The sequence below is a fragment of the Candidatus Protochlamydia amoebophila UWE25 genome (genome assembly GCF_000011565.2).
GTDB lineage: Bacteria > Chlamydiota > Chlamydiia > Chlamydiales > Parachlamydiaceae > Protochlamydia > Protochlamydia amoebophila.
Map to the genome: position 1 here is coordinate 2,170,391 of NC_005861.2, position 14,451 is coordinate 2,184,841.

Annotated in this window: 16 protein-coding genes and 1 tRNA gene; 7 read left to right on the forward strand and 10 right to left on the reverse strand. The window is 35.5% G+C overall.

From position 1 onward, the window contains the following. Positions 1-56: 56 nt before the first annotated feature. Genes PC_RS08585 through PC_RS08595 form a run of 3 tightly spaced genes read right to left on the reverse strand, consistent with a single transcriptional unit; the run spans position 57 to position 2,389 of the window. Positions 57-716 carry an RluA family pseudouridine synthase gene (locus PC_RS08585; RefSeq protein ID WP_011176336.1) on the reverse strand — a complete coding sequence of 220 codons (660 nt, stop codon included), beginning with the start codon at positions 714-716 and terminating at the stop codon, positions 57-59. A gap of 1 nt (position 717) precedes the next feature. Continuing rightward, positions 718-1,533 (reverse strand): TrmH family RNA methyltransferase, encoded by an 816-nt coding sequence (locus PC_RS08590; RefSeq protein WP_044045229.1) that lies wholly within the window; start codon positions 1,531-1,533, stop codon positions 718-720. Then, positions 1,526-2,389: a class I SAM-dependent methyltransferase gene (locus PC_RS08595; protein ID WP_011176338.1), complete on the reverse strand. Its 864-nt coding sequence runs from the start codon at positions 2,387-2,389 to the stop codon at positions 1,526-1,528. The genes PC_RS08590 and PC_RS08595 overlap by 8 nt, the downstream gene beginning before the upstream one ends. A 367-nt stretch (positions 2,390-2,756) precedes the next feature. On the opposite strand from PC_RS08595, the gene PC_RS08600 reads away from it, so the two are divergent. Next, entirely contained in the window at positions 2,757-3,785 is a 1,029-nt protein-coding gene (locus tag PC_RS08600) for a Ppx/GppA phosphatase family protein (RefSeq protein WP_011176339.1), read from the forward strand. 412 nt (positions 3,786-4,197) lie between these two features. Here the strand turns inward: PC_RS08600 and PC_RS08605 are convergent, their stop codons facing one another. From PC_RS08605 to nrdR, 4 genes are read right to left on the reverse strand one after another with little or no spacing between them, the layout of a single operon-like run. Then, a complete protein-coding gene (locus tag PC_RS08605) occupies positions 4,198-4,893 on the reverse strand; it encodes a hypothetical protein (RefSeq protein ID WP_044045230.1) in 696 nt (231 codons plus the stop codon). Between the two features lie 8 nt (positions 4,894-4,901). Then, a complete protein-coding gene (gene lspA, locus PC_RS08610) occupies positions 4,902-5,429 on the reverse strand; it encodes a signal peptidase II (protein ID WP_011176342.1) in 528 nt (175 codons plus the stop codon). A gap of 16 nt (positions 5,430-5,445) precedes the next feature. Next, the gene (locus tag PC_RS08615) at positions 5,446-5,811 is read right to left on the reverse strand and encodes a TraR/DksA family transcriptional regulator (protein WP_011176343.1); all 366 of its coding nucleotides are present in this window, start codon (positions 5,809-5,811) and stop codon (positions 5,446-5,448) included. Positions 5,812-5,860: 49 nt separating this feature from the next. Next, positions 5,861-6,349, reverse strand: coding sequence for a transcriptional regulator NrdR (gene nrdR, locus PC_RS08620; protein WP_011176344.1), 489 nt, complete (start codon positions 6,347-6,349; stop codon positions 5,861-5,863). 417 nt (positions 6,350-6,766) lie between these two features. Here nrdR and mnmA point away from each other — a divergent pair, with 417 nt between their 5' ends. Then, on the forward strand, positions 6,767-7,915 hold the full coding sequence (mnmA, locus tag PC_RS08625; RefSeq protein WP_420885547.1) for a tRNA 2-thiouridine(34) synthase MnmA: 1,149 nt from the start codon (positions 6,767-6,769) through the stop codon (positions 7,913-7,915). 325 nt (positions 7,916-8,240) lie between these two features. On the opposite strand, the gene PC_RS08630 is transcribed toward mnmA, so the two are convergent. Beyond that, positions 8,241-8,588 carry a Fur family transcriptional regulator gene (locus PC_RS08630; RefSeq protein ID WP_052278693.1) on the reverse strand — a complete coding sequence of 116 codons (348 nt, stop codon included), beginning with the start codon at positions 8,586-8,588 and terminating at the stop codon, positions 8,241-8,243. 142 nt (positions 8,589-8,730) lie between these two features. Between PC_RS08630 and PC_RS08635 the strand changes: the two genes are divergently transcribed. Next, a complete protein-coding gene (locus PC_RS08635) occupies positions 8,731-9,549 on the forward strand; it encodes a hypothetical protein (protein ID WP_011176347.1) in 819 nt (272 codons plus the stop codon). Positions 9,550-9,618: 69 nt separating this feature from the next. Here the strand turns inward: PC_RS08635 and PC_RS08640 are convergent, their stop codons facing one another. Further along, on the reverse strand, positions 9,619-10,689 hold the full coding sequence (locus PC_RS08640) for an LOG family protein (protein WP_011176348.1): 1,071 nt from the start codon (positions 10,687-10,689) through the stop codon (positions 9,619-9,621). A gap of 309 nt (positions 10,690-10,998) precedes the next feature. Here PC_RS08640 and PC_RS08645 point away from each other — a divergent pair, with 309 nt between their 5' ends. The 4 genes from PC_RS08645 (at position 10,999) to PC_RS08660 (ending at position 14,226) form a co-directional block, all read left to right on the forward strand. Next, a complete protein-coding gene (locus tag PC_RS08645; protein ID WP_011176349.1) occupies positions 10,999-11,445 on the forward strand; it encodes an Hsp20/alpha crystallin family protein in 447 nt (148 codons plus the stop codon). A 257-nt stretch (positions 11,446-11,702) separates the two neighbouring features. Continuing rightward, a complete protein-coding gene (locus PC_RS08650) occupies positions 11,703-12,560 on the forward strand; it encodes a metal ABC transporter solute-binding protein, Zn/Mn family (protein WP_011176350.1) in 858 nt (285 codons plus the stop codon). Between the two features lie 9 nt (positions 12,561-12,569). After that, entirely contained in the window at positions 12,570-13,307 is a 738-nt protein-coding gene (locus PC_RS10695; RefSeq protein ID WP_011176351.1) for a metal ABC transporter ATP-binding protein, read from the forward strand. A gap of 19 nt (positions 13,308-13,326) precedes the next feature. Next, on the forward strand, positions 13,327-14,226 hold the full coding sequence (locus PC_RS08660) for a metal ABC transporter permease (protein WP_181679110.1): 900 nt from the start codon (positions 13,327-13,329) through the stop codon (positions 14,224-14,226). 2 nt (positions 14,227-14,228) lie between these two features. Here the strand turns inward: PC_RS08660 and PC_RS08665 are convergent. Then, positions 14,229-14,316, reverse strand: a tRNA-Ser gene (locus PC_RS08665). Between the last annotated feature and the right edge of the window lie 135 nt (positions 14,317-14,451).

Sequence of the window (14,451 nt, forward strand, 5' to 3'; positions counted from 1 at the left end):
AAAGTAGAGATTTTTTCCTATTAAAAAGATTTGAAGTAAAGCTATGATAAGCAGTTTCAGGGATTAAAACTAAAAGGTAACGCAGTTTGAAAAAGCATAGTCTCTTGGTGGATGGGGTGTGAAATTTCTAACGATTCGTGATGTAGAGCAATTGCATGGGGAGTAAACGGGTATTGACTTCCATAACGGATATCACCACGAATCGGACATCCTAGATGAGCGAGCTGAGCACGAATTTGATGATAGCGTCCAGTTTCTAATTTGATTTCTAATAAAGCCCCTACGCTCTTTCGTTCTATGACACGATAAGTCAGTTTTGCTAATTTAGCTTGAGGATGTTTAGAAGAAACAACTTGGGCCTGAAAATCATTATGAATAAGAAAATTCTCTAACGTTTTTTGCTCGTCTACCGGAACAGAATCTACCCATGCGTAGTAAATTTTTTTTGTTTGTTTAGCGCGTACAGAAGCATTTAAACGAGTCAAAGCCTTACTTGTTTTACCAAAAACAACGATTCCACTTACCGGTTTATCAAGGCGATGCACAGCTTCTAAAAAAACATTCCCAGGTTTTTGATAGACGATTTTTAAATAAGCTTTCGCCTGTGATTCTAAACTATCGTGTGCGGTTCCACTTGGCTGGGTCAATAATCCTGCCGGTTTGTTTAAAACAAACAAATGATTATCTTCGTACACAATCGAAATAGAAGCTGTCATCTTATTTTTTCAACTGCCTCTGTCTAAGGACTTCATAAAGAAGAAGGGTTGTTGCCATTGCCACATTTAACGAGTCTGCCACTCCCATCATAGGAATACGCACTTGCATAGTAGCTTGTTTCATCCATCGCTCAGATAAGCCTAATTGCTCAGTACCGACTGCAATTGCAACTGGACTTGTCAAATCTACTTGTGTAAATTCTTTTTCTGCATGAGGTGTCGCTGCTAAAATGTCGATCCCTTGCTTATTCAGCCAAAGTAAAATATCTTCTCCTCTTGCTTCGACTGTAGGAACTGTAAAGAGAGTACCTACACTTGCTCGAACAACATTAGGATTATAAATATCTGTACATCGATCGCAAACAATCAACCCATCAATCCCAACAGCATCAGAAGAGCGTAAAATTGTGCCTAAATTCCCCGGTTTTTCGATTGCTTCAGCGACAACAAAGAAGGGCGCCATTGGTTTTTTAGTCTTCAAAGACAAATCATCTAAAGTTAAATGTCTTTGAGGAGCGATTGCCAATAACCCATCCGGTCTGTCTCTGTAGGAAATTTTGCGAAAAACTTTTTCCGAACAATAAAAAAGTTCTGTTCCACGTGATGTCAATCTTTCAATTAAAGTAGGTTCATTCATTCCCAAAAAAAGAGCGGGACAAATGAATAGTAAATTCACTTCCCAATCCGCATCAGCAGCACGTAATAGTTCTCTATAACCCTCAATTAAAAAAGTTTGCGAAATATCTCTTTCGGGTCGATCACGTAAATGTAATATTTGCTTAACCTTAGGATTTTGCACACTCGTCAGCTCAATCATTTTCTCTCACCCATTTCGCATAAGTGCCGCTTGGAAGCTTCAAAGAATCAGGTCCCTCTAATAACATTTCTCCAAATTCGATCTTTCCTTTCACTCCTTGCATAGCCTGGCTTAATAGATGATGCATAACGACAGGAGAAAATCCTGGAGTATGGCAGGAAAACATCACAAAAAGAGGTCTTTCACTGAGTAAATCACGACAACTTTGGAGAAGTTGAGTAACTTCATCTTCAATTTTAAATAGTTCTCCTTTAGAACCTCTCCCGAAACTAGGTGGATCTAAAATAATGCCTTCATAACGAGATCCTCGTTTTAATTCTCTTGCTAAAAATTTTTTGACATCTTCCACAATCCATCGAATAGGTGCATGCTCGAGATGATTTAAAGCTGCATTTTCTCTTGCCCAGGTCACCATTCCTTTAGAAGCATCTAAATGACATACCGCAGCTCCTGCTTTTGCTGCTGCTAATGTAGACCCTCCCGAATAGGCAAAAAGATTTAAAATACGAGGTTTTTCTTTTTTGGAAGCGTAAGGCCTTAAAATTTTTTGAATCCAATCCCAAAAAGACTTTTGTTCAGGGAAAATTCCTAAATGTCCAAAATCTGTCGCTGAAATTTTAAACACGACACCAGCAACTTCAATGTGCCATACCTCAGGGATATTAGACAGATTCGTCCATTTATTTTCCAATTCTCGAGAAAAACTTGCCTGTGCTTCATTCCATTTTGCCAATGAGAGTTGAGGTTTCCAAACAGCTTGCGAACAAGGACGGGAAAGTACATAGGGACCAAACTGCTCAAGTTTACGACCATTTCCACTGTCAATTAAAGCATAGGATTGAAAAGGTAGTGTCATTATTACTCTTGAAAATAGGGTAAATGTATTTTCCCAATTGTTTTTTTTACAAGCATAACATACATAGAAGAAAGCAACAACGTGATTTATGTGTTGCTTCGCATTCGATCTATTTTTTATTTCTCAGTAAATAATCGACGTATAAATTAAAAAATTAAAAAAAAATAATAATCTTCTAATTATTAAATACTTGAAAACTCAATTAACGAAATGAAAGAGAAAAATTATTTTTCAAATTATTCAGAACAAAAAGTTACACTTTTCTCATTAACATAAGAACAAAGCGAATACTTGAATTTGGCATTGATTTTGCAATCTTGAATCAGTTTATCAGTATAAACGATATCCTTTCAGGAAAGGGGAGATTATGAATCAACGTTTGGCCTGGTTATTCATGACATTATTTGTTGTATTCGCTCTATTTGCGATATCGAAACAAATGACAGAGCCAAAAGGAGAAATACGAGCTGCTTTAGACATTGGATCTGGAGCGACTAATTTAAAAGTCGCAAGAGTCGATCCAGAAACAAATAAAATTATTTCTCAAATTTTTGAAAGATCTATTCCTGTTCCTTATCAAAAACATTTAGAACAGTCTAACGATAATACTTTTGATCAAGTTGTTAAGCAACAAGGGATGCAAGCCATTAAAAGTTTGAAAGAAATAGCTGACGGTTATCAAGCAAAAAAAATCATTGCTGTTGCCACTGCAGCATTTCGACAAGCGGCTAATGCTCCTCAGTTTGCACAAGAAATTGAAAAACAAACAGGTGTGCAAGTAAGAATCATCAATCAAGATGAAGAAGGAATCATGGCCTTTCGAGGTGCTTTAGCACTCTCTTCCGCGGAACCTGAGAAAACTGTGGTCTGGGATATTGGAGGAGGAAGCATGCAACTAACTACACTAACAGAATCCGGAACTTATCTTGTTGAAAAAGGCAAAACAGCCTCCATTTCATTTAAAAATGCTATTATTCAACAGATTAAACAAAAAAACATCGCCACTGAACCTTCTCCTAATCCCATGACTTTAAAAGAAATGAACACAGCTCTCGATTATGCAGGCACTTTAGCTTTACAGACGGATCCTTATATTTTAGAAAAAATCCATCATCCTTCAACAAAAATGATTGCTGTCGGAAGTCTATTTAACTATGGAATTAGACCAGTGGTTGACAACAATCAAAAAATCGAACAAGTTGAATTAGAAATGGCCGTGTATAAAATGGCAGGAAAAACCGATGCTGATCTTTCTGGAGGGACGTTGGCAGAAGTTGCTGTTTCCAATCCCCTCCTTGTTTTAGGTTACATGAAAGCTTTGCAAATATCACGATTAGAAATAATGCAAGTCAATAATGCTGATGGAGCGTTAACTTATCCTCCTTACTGGAAATAAAATCTCTAGTTCCATTTTTTAACTTTTTGACGTTGGGTTGGTTACTCAACGTCATTTGTTTTAAACGATTTATTTTTATTTAAATTATTCAATTAAGGTTGGAGCGTTATGATGGTAATAGCGAACCAAGATAAATTTCTGATGTTTCCACTAATCACTATCAAAAGGATGCGAGAGAAGCCAAGAAGTTGTTACAGAAATGCTTAACCGACAAGTTATTATTGACAATAACAGAGGAATTTTTTTGTAAAGAGCTGAAAAAATGAAGAATAACTCTCTTATTTCGTCGAAAAAATTAAACAATGCAAATAAACTACCTATCTTTCTTTTTTTGAAAAAATTATAAAGAATTGGCCTCTGAAGTATTAGCAATTTATCGATTAAAACTAGTTGAAAAGCTAAGTACTTTTTACTAGTTTTGAACAAACATCTTTTTTTCATTTAACTGGGGATGTTTGTTGATCCAGCTTAAACATTGCTTTCCCAACCTGATAGGGACATTTATTTTTTGTTGATTAATAAGAAATGAAGTGGGAGTTGTGTGATGTCTAACCCATCCTTGCAGACGTTTAAATAAAACCGTATTGGGAAATTCTTCATTTTCTCTGACATTTTTTACTTGAAAAGAGCGATCTTGAAAAAGTTGGGGATAAGAAAATTGAATACCCCAGTAAATGCTATGTTGGCCCAGAATCATCGAACGAAACTTCCCATCAGCCAAAGAGTAATCAAAGCGATGCGATTGCAATTGAATCACAGGTTTTTCCACTCGAATTAGTTTTCGGTCGTTAGCAACAGGTACTTCATAAAGGGCATTTAGATCCAAAGTAAAAACAGTCGAGAAAAACCGCCTAATGAGTTGATCATTCGGATACTGACCATTTTTTAAATTTTGAATATACAACGTATACTGTTTTAAAAATTCTTCTTGGGAAATATCTCCTTCTGAAGATTTTAAAATACTGCTGACATTAAAAATCCAGAAATTTCCAAGCGCTGTCAATAAGCATTTCATTTCTTCTTCATCTAATAAGACTGGGCATTGCAACCATCTTGAAGCTTGAAAAGGGGATTCCACTTTTGTACGAATAGGTAAGGAAGGATACATGGGCACCGTTAAGACTTAAACAAAGAAAGAATAAACAATAAACCAATGCCAATTGAAATAAAGCTATCGGCAACATTAAAAACAGGAAAGTCATATCCCCATAATACGAAATGAAGCATATCCACCACATGTCCATAAAAAAAGAAATCCAAGACGTTACCAATTGCTCCTGCGATAATTAAAATCAAAGGAATTTGCCAGGCTTTTTGTTGGTTAAAATGAAACAAGTACACACACAACCCAACAATCAATCCTATACGAAAGAGCATCAGAGACAACTGGTAATTCCCAAACATTCCCCAGGCAGCCCCTTTATTCGTCATGTGGTTGATCGAAAACTCAATTCCCCCAAAATTCCTCACGACTTCCACCCCTCCATAAGGATACTTATATGCAGAAAAATCCATGTGAGGAACAAGATGGAAAACGAAGAATTTTGAGATCTGATCCAATAATAAAATAGCTAACCCTATCCAGATAAAGCGAAAGAGTAATTGATTTTTATGAGTTGGTATAACTGAGAAATATTCATTCATTTACTTAACTTAAGTCCTATAGCAAACCTTTTTCAAATTTTTCTTGTGCTTTAACAGTCATAACCGCGTAAGGAACAGCGTCTAATCGCGCAATAGGAATATCTTCACCTGTAATGTCACAAATACCATAAGTATTTTCCTCAATTTTTTCTAGAGCCCGATCAATCTGTCTTAAAATCCCATATTCTTTACTTGTGACTTCTAAACTAATGGTACGATCAAAGTCATCTGTCCCTTGATCTGCTTGGTGTTGAGAGTAACCAGTCGCTTCATCTGGTGTTTTTACTTCCGCTGTTGATCCCTTTAATGAATGCGTAAGTTGCATACGCATATCTTCTAAACGTTTTTTAAACTTTGCAACTTCTGTTTTTTTTAATGCCATTTTTGACCTCCTATCGTCTATTTGCGCTTTTAACAATAAAGTTCGAAGCCTATAACAAATCCTTTAATATCGAGCAAGATTTGTCTTCGTCTTTAGATTGAATTGTTTTAATTGCTTCTTCTAACTCACCTAAATCTTTAAATCTTTTATACACACACGCAAAACGAATATAAGCGATGGGGTCAAGACTTTGTAAATGTTTCATGGCCATCTCACCTAACTGTGTGGTGCTTATTTGTTGTATTTGAGACTGCATTAATTCGTTTGTCATTTGAGCAGCTAAACTGATTACCTGATCATGGCTAATTTTGGTATGCCTACATGCAGCAGCTAATCCATTAATTAACTTATGTTGTTGAAAATCCTCATAAGTTCCATCTCTTTTTTGCACTTGTACTGTCAATTCGATTGTTTCAAAAGTAGTAAAACGCTTAAGACAATTCAAGCACTCTCTTCTTCTTCTAATCGCATTCATTTCCATTGCATCTCGAGAGTCAGTCACTTTCAATCCCTCAAATTGACAAAAGGGACATCTCATGCTCAATCCTCCATGAGTTCATTCATTTTCAGTCAAAGTTGTTCATACATCAAATTCGACTTTTCTTCATTGTATAAATTCAATCGCTCCTATTTAAAAATCGATTGAAATAATAAAGTTTCAACTATTCTCTATTTTTATTTTAGCAAAAAATGCCTTAATTTATTTATTCACCAAGTTTTTACGCAGAGAAGACAAAAAAATCAACTTCTAAATTATTATTTGTTTCAAAATCAAATTTAAATTTGGAATAATTTATTAAAAAAAACTTTAAATTAATTATTTAGTTTCTACAATAGCTTTTCCCAATTTAATGAATTTCTCTGATTATTTTTTAATTAGTTCAACTTCCTATTTGTTTACCTTTGATGAATTCTTGATTTTTAAGAAAATGCTATTTATATTTATTTTTAAAAAATTAAAACTAAAATAGTTATGAAAAATCAAAAAACTGTTGTCGTTGGCATGTCTGGAGGAGTGGATTCTTCTGTTTCGGCTCTGTTGATGAAAGAGCAAGGCTACAACGTGATTGGCCTTTTTATGAAGAATTGGGAAGAAAAAGATGAAAACGGGGTTTGCAGTTCAGCACAAGATTACGACGATGTACGTCGTGTCTGCGATCACATTAATATCCCCTATTATGCCGTTAATTTTGTCGAAAATTACAGAAAACAAGTTTTTACCCAGTTTATTGCTGATTTTCAAAAAGGATGGACACCTAATCCTGACATTTTATGCAATCGAGAAATCAAATTTAAAGTCTTTTTAGAAAAAGCCTTAGAATTAGGCGCTGATTTTTTGGCAACAGGTCACTACTGTCAAAATCTTATCCTTGATAAAGGATCGCCATCTTTAGTTAAAGGGATAGATCACAATAAAGATCAAACTTATTTTCTTTACACACTCAATCAACAGATTTTACAGCAGGTGCTTTTCCCTGTTGGAGGGTTAGAAAAAAGCCAAGTGCGAGATATAGCTCGTAAACATCAATTAGTGACTGCCGAAAAAAAGGACAGCACTGGAATATGCTTTATTGGAGAAAGAGATTTTCGCTCATTCCTCAGCCAATATGTGGCTATTCAACCCGGCGCTTTTCAAACATTACAAGGAAAAAATGTGGGAAAGCATATGGGCACAGCTTATTACACCTTAGGTCAAAGAAAAGGGTTAGGTATTGGTGGTGCGGGAGAAGCTTGGTTTGTGGTAGGTAAAGATCACGAACGGGGGATTGTTTTTGTAGAACAAGGAGCCAATCATCCAGCCTTATACTGTGATGAACTCATAGCCACCGATTTATCATGGGTTGCTGAAGCTCCCCTTCTTCCCTATACCTGCCAATCAAAAGTTCGTTATCGACAAAACGATCAGTTCTGTACGATTCATCGGATTGAAAATGGGAAAGCTTTTGTAACATTCGATCGCCCTCAAAGAGCCGTCACACCTGGCCAATCGATTGTCTTTTATGTAGGTAATATTTGTCTAGGAGGAGGGGTCATTCAACAACCGGGACCTACTTATTATGATCAGAAAAAGTCCTTGCCTCACCAGAGCCCAAGAAATGACTAAAAATTATGTTCTTTCTGGTTTGAAATTTTGGCAAGGAGTAAGAAATCTGTTCGACTAAATCTTCAAAAAAAATTCACTTTCTTTTTATTTTTCTACACATCTTCTTGTTGTTTGCAAGCCATGAACGAAATAGTGAAGTTTAATTAGCCTCATTTCAGCTTTATTAACACTCTTTACAAGCTGTACATTTCTGAGGGTTTTGAAATAAATAGAAATAATTTTCTATGTGTTTTATTCCACATAAACAAAAAACTAATGCAACCAAAAGTAGTTTTTTTAATAAATAATGCATTTTCACCTCTTAAAATTTAAGTATATATTCAAATTAGGAATTACATTCTCCGCAAACGCCATGAAGAGTCACCTCACATTTTACTAATTGAAAACCTTCTGGAATGTGGGAAGAGGCATGAACAGCACTTTCTTCCACATCAAATAAGCGATTACAGGATTGACATAAAAAATGATGGTGTTCTTCTAAACCATTATATTCATAGCGAGGGGGTTGCCCAGGTAGCTGGACTACAACTAAAATTTTTTCTTCCATTAACATTTTTAAATTTCGATAAATTGTCGCTAAATTAATCATTGTTAATTCTTCTAATTCTTGAGCACTTAAAGGGCGTTTAACTTGTTTAAAACAATTTAAAATCGCACATCGTTGTCGCGTCATTCTTTTCATTGCCAACCGATATTTAAGTAAAGTTAGTAAACACAAAGGATTAGAATTCCTTATTGCTATTAATAATGCATTTGCAATAACATTACTGCTTTACTGTTTTTCTTGAAACAATTTTTTAAAAAAGGAGCATACTATGTGTGGTGGGGGTGCATGCGTTGGACTAGAAACATTTAAACCTGAAATTAAAATTAAAAAATTTCAAGCCGGTACCCAAGAAGCCCGTGTATCTCTCTATTTGAAACCTAAAGAGCCTTCCCGTCGACTACTTTATGCATTTCAAAACATCGCTTCAGCAGAAAAAATTGCAATTATCGTCAACGAGACTTTCCATCTATTTAATCGCCTTTTAAAATTGTATGCGACTATAGAAACATATGATTTTTTTAAGAGTCTTCATGACGGTGCCCATGTTTTACACGAGGGGTTGCATGGGGTTAGCGTCCTGAGCGATTTATTAAAAATTGCAAATGGAACTTTTATCGTACTTACCAAACAACGGGGAAATCATCCCCCATTTATGGATATCGCTAAAACAGCTGCACGGGTTTCTCATTTTATCGCTCATGGATTATTTACAACATCATTACTTGGTAGACTTAAACTTCTTTCTTTAGATAAATGGGATCAACGACTAGCCTTGTTCAGCTCTACTTTAACATTACTCGGCTATACGATTCATACAACAAGCCTTATTTGGAAGCATTTTTACTCCTCGCAACAACATGAACATTATTTTCAATCAGATTTAATCATTCAAAGTAGTGGACTATTGATTGAATCCGTTTTTATGCTTTCAGAACTCAACATGATTCCAACAAAGTTAGAATTTTCCTTTTTGAAAATAAGATCTATCGTCATGTTAATTCAGAGTTTAAGTGTTTTAAATCGCTTGCATCCTGAAAAACAAAAAATTCGCTTAACATTTCCCCCTCTCAATCCCCCTACTACTTAATGAGAATTGAAGTACAACGATTAAAAAATAGTTTTTAAAGTTATTTTGCAAAATTTTTCCAAGGCAACCTTAAAAGCTATTAATTTTATCAATAAGTAAACGAAGGAGACCAAAATATCTTCTATTATGCTCAAAAGCGAGCCTGGGTAGCTCCAAATGATCTGTTTCTTCTTGGAGAGGTTTGGTAAGATACATTTTCCCCTCTTTTAAAAGTGAGGAAAATTCTTGATTTAATTGCTCTACCTGCTGATCTGTGAGTGTACTCAATAAACGAATGACTAAAACATCTTTGACATAACGACTTGAGTGATAGCGACGATAAAATTGCTGAATATGGGCAACAGCATCATTCACCGATGAAGAAAGGTAAAATAAATTTAAATCCTCCGGACTGATCCATCCATTAGCTAATAAATTTTGACATAGGTAATCTTGCCAGGCTCGCCAGTAGGATCCATTTTCTCCTTCTATAAGAACAACGGGTAGAATATTAGCTTTTCCAGTTTGCATTAAAGTCAACACTTCAAATAATTCATCCTGGGTACCAACTCCCCCTGGAAAAGCGGCTATAGCGTCCGAATGACTCAAAAACATTAATTTCCGTGTAAAGAAATAACGGAAGTTAATTAATTTTGGATCTCCGGCTAGAAGTGAATTGGAAGGAGACTCAAAAGGTAGACGAATAGATAAACCAAAGCGGGATTCTTTTTCTGCTCCTTCCAGTCCAGCTCTCATGATTCCATCAGCAGCTCCAGTAATACAAACCCAGTTAAGGTCAGCCATAGCTGCTCCAAAAAATTTAGCAGCTTGATAATCGGGATGGGATTCAGGTGTTCTAGACGAACCAAAAATACTAATTCGTTTATTTACCGGATATTTATTAAATACACGATAAGCATACCGCATCTCTTTAAAAGCACGCGTCATTAATTTAAGTTGGCCCAGTGCAAACCCTTCTTGACCCATCCTTAAACTTGTTGCAATAATTTGTGCTATTAATACTGATTGAAATGATTCAGGGTCTGCTCCAATAAATTCTATTAACTCATGAATTTTTTGTTGTAGCTTTTCTTGAAGCAAATTTTCTTCACTATTAATTAATAAATCGCCTTTAAGCAACTCTTTGTCTACATTTTCCATTAGAGAACCCTTTAATTATAATCAACAATCTTCGAGAGCATCAACAATAAATACTTAATGAAATTTACTTATATGCTCATTCATGAATTTTTTTAGAGGTAAATTTCAATAACAGCTATTAACTTGACGCCTGATGAATTCATTTTCTCATTTATTTTTAATATTTGGTACTTTGGATTATTTCTTAGAATTGTTATGATGATGGGCGCCTAGTGAATCCATTTTCTTATTTATTTTTAATATTTGATACTTTGGGTTATTTCTTAGGAAGATTTTAATAATGATTAAAATTTATTTGGAGGTAGTCTTATGGATCGTGATGTTCAACCTCGCCGCTCTCTTTTTCGTCTCCCCTCTTCTTTACCTAATCTGTGGGATGAAATGGAAGATAAAATGAATCGTTGGATGGGATGGGAGGCCGATACTGGAATTAGCATTTCAGAAGATGATTCTAATGTTTATGTAGAAGCTCATTTACCAGGTCTAAAGTCTGACGAAATAGACATTTCTTTTTATCAAAATGCAGTTTGGATCAAAGGGGAAAAAAAACAAGAAGAAGATTATAAAGACCGCAAATTTTATAAACGGTCTAAAACTTCTTATTTTTATCAAATAGATATTCCTACTCAAGTCGAAGAAAGCACAGAACAAGCCTGCTTCAAAGACGGAGTATTAACCATCACTTTTAAAAAAAATCCCCGTTTACAAGCACGAAAAATTGCACTCTCAGATAGTAGCGAACAAAAGACTGTGTAAAACAAATTCATCACTCAACTAGATTCTTGTTTTGAAAGACGAGAATCTAGGTAATAAATGAAAAATTCTACACCGAGTATTTAAGAAATGATATAGTCATTGTTGAAATGACAATTGTAAGCAACAAAATTCTCTATCCATAAGCCTAACTACTCTTGTTTAAAAATTGACATTTCCTCAAAACATATAATTAATATCCAAATTTTTAGAAGCGATAACTCTATTTCTTACAAGAACTCTTTCTTAAAGGATTACCTATGGGATGGCGCCCATTTTTTGTCATTTTAACAATCATTACTATTTTTCTATTTACCCTCCCCTCCCTTACCGCTATTCCAACTGTTTTAGTAAGCGTCGCTCCCCACCAATTTTTTGTGGAAAAAATTGCGAATGATACAGTTCATGTCCAATTAATGGTCCCTGCAGGGGCCAGCGCTCATACTTATGAACCGTCACCTAAACAGATGCTAGGAGCTTGTCAAGGAAAGCTTTGGTTTCGCATCGGCGAATCTTTTGAACAAAGAGCTATTCAATCGTTAACTAGCCATAATCCAAACCTTAAAATTGTCGATTTGCGCCAAGGGCTCGATCTCATTCATCAGGATAAAGATACTCAATGTCATTGCTGTTCGGGATCTGAAGATCTCCATTTTTGGTTGAGTGCTCGACTAGCTCAAATTCAAGCAAAAACAATTGCTGATGCATTAATCGAAGCTTTTCCTGAATATAAAAAATTATATGGCAGAAATTTGAAGTTATTTCAGCAAGAGCTTCAAGAACTTGATCAAACAATCCTAGAACTTTTTAAAACATCTTCCATCCATTCAGTTCTTGTTTCTCACCCAGCGTACGGATATTTTTGTAGAGATTATCATCTTCAACAATATTCTGTGGAGCTAGAAGGGAAAGATCCAACTCCTCAACAAATGACTAAGCTTTTAATTTGGGCTAAAGAACACAATATACGGACAATTTTTGTACAGCCCCAATATAATAATAAAGCTGCTCAGCTTGTAGCTGGAGAAATAGGTGCAAAAATCAGGCTATTAGATCCTTATTCTAAACTATATTTTAAAAGTATGCTTGAAATCGCTCATGCTTTTGTCGGAGAATAATACCTATTTATGTTGCCAATTATTAAAGTTGATCACCTCTCATTTTGCTACGATAATTCCACTATTCTTTCTGATATTTCCTTCGAAGTAAATCCTGGAGAATTCATTGGCATTATAGGACCAAATGGTGGAGGCAAAACTACCCTTTTAAAGTTAATTATGGGTTTTTTAAAACCAGAAAACGGTAAAATTGAAGTATTTGGTAAAAACCCTATTGCACAAAGTTTCCAACAACTTGCTTACGTCCCTCAGTCAATTCGATTTGATAGAGAATTTCCCATTTCAGTTTTTGAAGTCGTTTTATCTGGGCTTCTATCCCAACTTCCTTGGTATGGGCACTTTTCCAAAAAAGCTAAATTGGCGGCTTATGAAGCTCTTGAAAAGGTGGGATTAAAAGAATTCAGCCGCGAATCTTTCGGCACCCTTTCTGGAGGACAAGCACAAAGAGTTTTAATTGCAAGAGCTCTTGTTTCCAAACCCCGTTTGCTACTTTTAGATGAACCTACAGCTAGTGTTGACAGCCGTGCAGAAGCTGATATTTATGCATTATTAAAAGAATTGAAAGGCTCTATGACAATTTTGATGGTCACACACGATTTACAAGCAGCGATTGAGCAAGTTGAAAGGTTACTTTGTATTCAAAGACATGTTTTTTCTTTACAACCCGAAGAGGTTTGCGAACATTTCGCAGTGGGACTTTATCATACTCCTCTTATCCCAACCAAACAAACACCTACTTTTTTCTGATTTTCAAATTAAGGTGACTATGCCAACATTTTTTGAAGCCATCATGACCCATTCTCTACTCTTCTCAGCCTTATTAGCAGGGTTTGCTGCCTCAATTGTCAGTGGCATTATCGGCTCTTATGTTATTGTAAAGAGAATTGTGTTCATTGCGGGAAGTATTTCACATTCAGTCTTAAGTGGGATTGGTCTGTGTATTTGGTTAGAAAGAACTCAAGGGATTCATTGGGCTTCTCCTTTACTTGGAGCGTTAACTGCCGCTATTTTATCGGCATTGATCTTAGGCTGGATTCATTTATACTATAGACAAAGAGAAGATTCTGTGATTGCCGCCATTTGGTCAATTGGAATGGCTATTGGCATTCTGTTTATTTCTCAAACCCCTGGCTTCAATGTAGAGCTGACTAATTTTTTGATTGGCAACATTTTATGGGTTTCCCAGACAGATCTTTATATTCTTTGGGGATTGGATATTTGCACGATTTTGCTTGTTTTGTGTCTCCACAAGCGATTTTTAGCAATTTGTTTTGATGAAGAACAAGCTCGCTTACAAGGGCTTCCTGTTAATGGTCTTTACTTATTACTCCTGATTTTAATTGCTATCTCAATTGTTTTGCTTATTCAAGTTGTAGGAATTGTTTTGGTGATGACAATGCTAACGATCCCCGCAACGATTGCCAACTTACTTACGTCTAGCCTTTCAAAAATGATGTTATTGGCAATTTTTTTCAGTAGCTTATTTTGTTTAACAGGAAATAGCGTTGCTTATTACTTTGATTGGCCCACAGGAGCGACGATTGCTTTGATTGCAGGAATTGCTTATATCTTTAGTTTAACTTTTTTTCAGCTTCGCAAACACCTACACCTACCTTTACTGAGGGCAAAAAAAAAGGACTTTGAACATAAAGTCCAAAGTCCCTGATACGGAAAGAGAGGGATTTGAACCCTCGATACCCTTTAGGGGTATGCGTCCTTAGCAGGGACGTGCTTTCGGCCGCTCAGCCATCTTTCCAAATTTTCTATTACGAAAACGACTATCCTAATATCCATCTGGTTTTTATGCAAGTATTGTTTCCAAAATGATTAAGAGAAAAGAAATTTTTGACCTACAAACATAAAACCCCAACCTATGATTGAGGTTTAAAAA

Coding starts and splice junctions, on each gene's coding strand:
- PC_RS08615 (WP_011176343.1), bottom strand. CDS start 5,811: ATGGCATTAAAAAAAACAGAAGTTGCAAAGTTTAAAAAACGTTTAGAA.
- PC_RS08595 (WP_011176338.1), bottom strand. CDS start 2,389: ATGACACTACCTTTTCAATCCTATGCTTTAATTGACAGTGGAAATGGT.
- PC_RS08645 (WP_011176349.1), top strand. CDS start 10,999: ATGGATCGTGATGTTCAACCTCGCCGCTCTCTTTTTCGTCTCCCCTCT.
- PC_RS08660 (WP_181679110.1), top strand. CDS start 13,327: ATGCCAACATTTTTTGAAGCCATCATGACCCATTCTCTACTCTTCTCA.
- PC_RS08630 (WP_052278693.1), bottom strand. CDS start 8,588: ATGACGCGACAACGATGTGCGATTTTAAATTGTTTTAAACAAGTTAAA.
- nrdR (WP_011176344.1), bottom strand. CDS start 6,349: ATGAGATGTCCCTTTTGTCAATTTGAGGGATTGAAAGTGACTGACTCT.
- PC_RS08640 (WP_011176348.1), bottom strand. CDS start 10,689: ATGGAAAATGTAGACAAAGAGTTGCTTAAAGGCGATTTATTAATTAAT.
- PC_RS08585 (WP_011176336.1), bottom strand. CDS start 716: ATGACAGCTTCTATTTCGATTGTGTACGAAGATAATCATTTGTTTGTT.
- PC_RS08605 (WP_044045230.1), bottom strand. CDS start 4,893: ATGTATCCTTCCTTACCTATTCGTACAAAAGTGGAATCCCCTTTTCAA.
- PC_RS10695 (WP_011176351.1), top strand. CDS start 12,570: ATGTTGCCAATTATTAAAGTTGATCACCTCTCATTTTGCTACGATAAT.
- lspA (WP_011176342.1), bottom strand. CDS start 5,429: ATGAATGAATATTTCTCAGTTATACCAACTCATAAAAATCAATTACTC.
- PC_RS08650 (WP_011176350.1), top strand. CDS start 11,703: ATGGGATGGCGCCCATTTTTTGTCATTTTAACAATCATTACTATTTTT.
- PC_RS08590 (WP_044045229.1), bottom strand. CDS start 1,533: ATGATTGAGCTGACGAGTGTGCAAAATCCTAAGGTTAAGCAAATATTA.
- PC_RS08635 (WP_011176347.1), top strand. CDS start 8,731: ATGTGTGGTGGGGGTGCATGCGTTGGACTAGAAACATTTAAACCTGAA.
- PC_RS08600 (WP_011176339.1), top strand. CDS start 2,757: ATGAATCAACGTTTGGCCTGGTTATTCATGACATTATTTGTTGTATTC.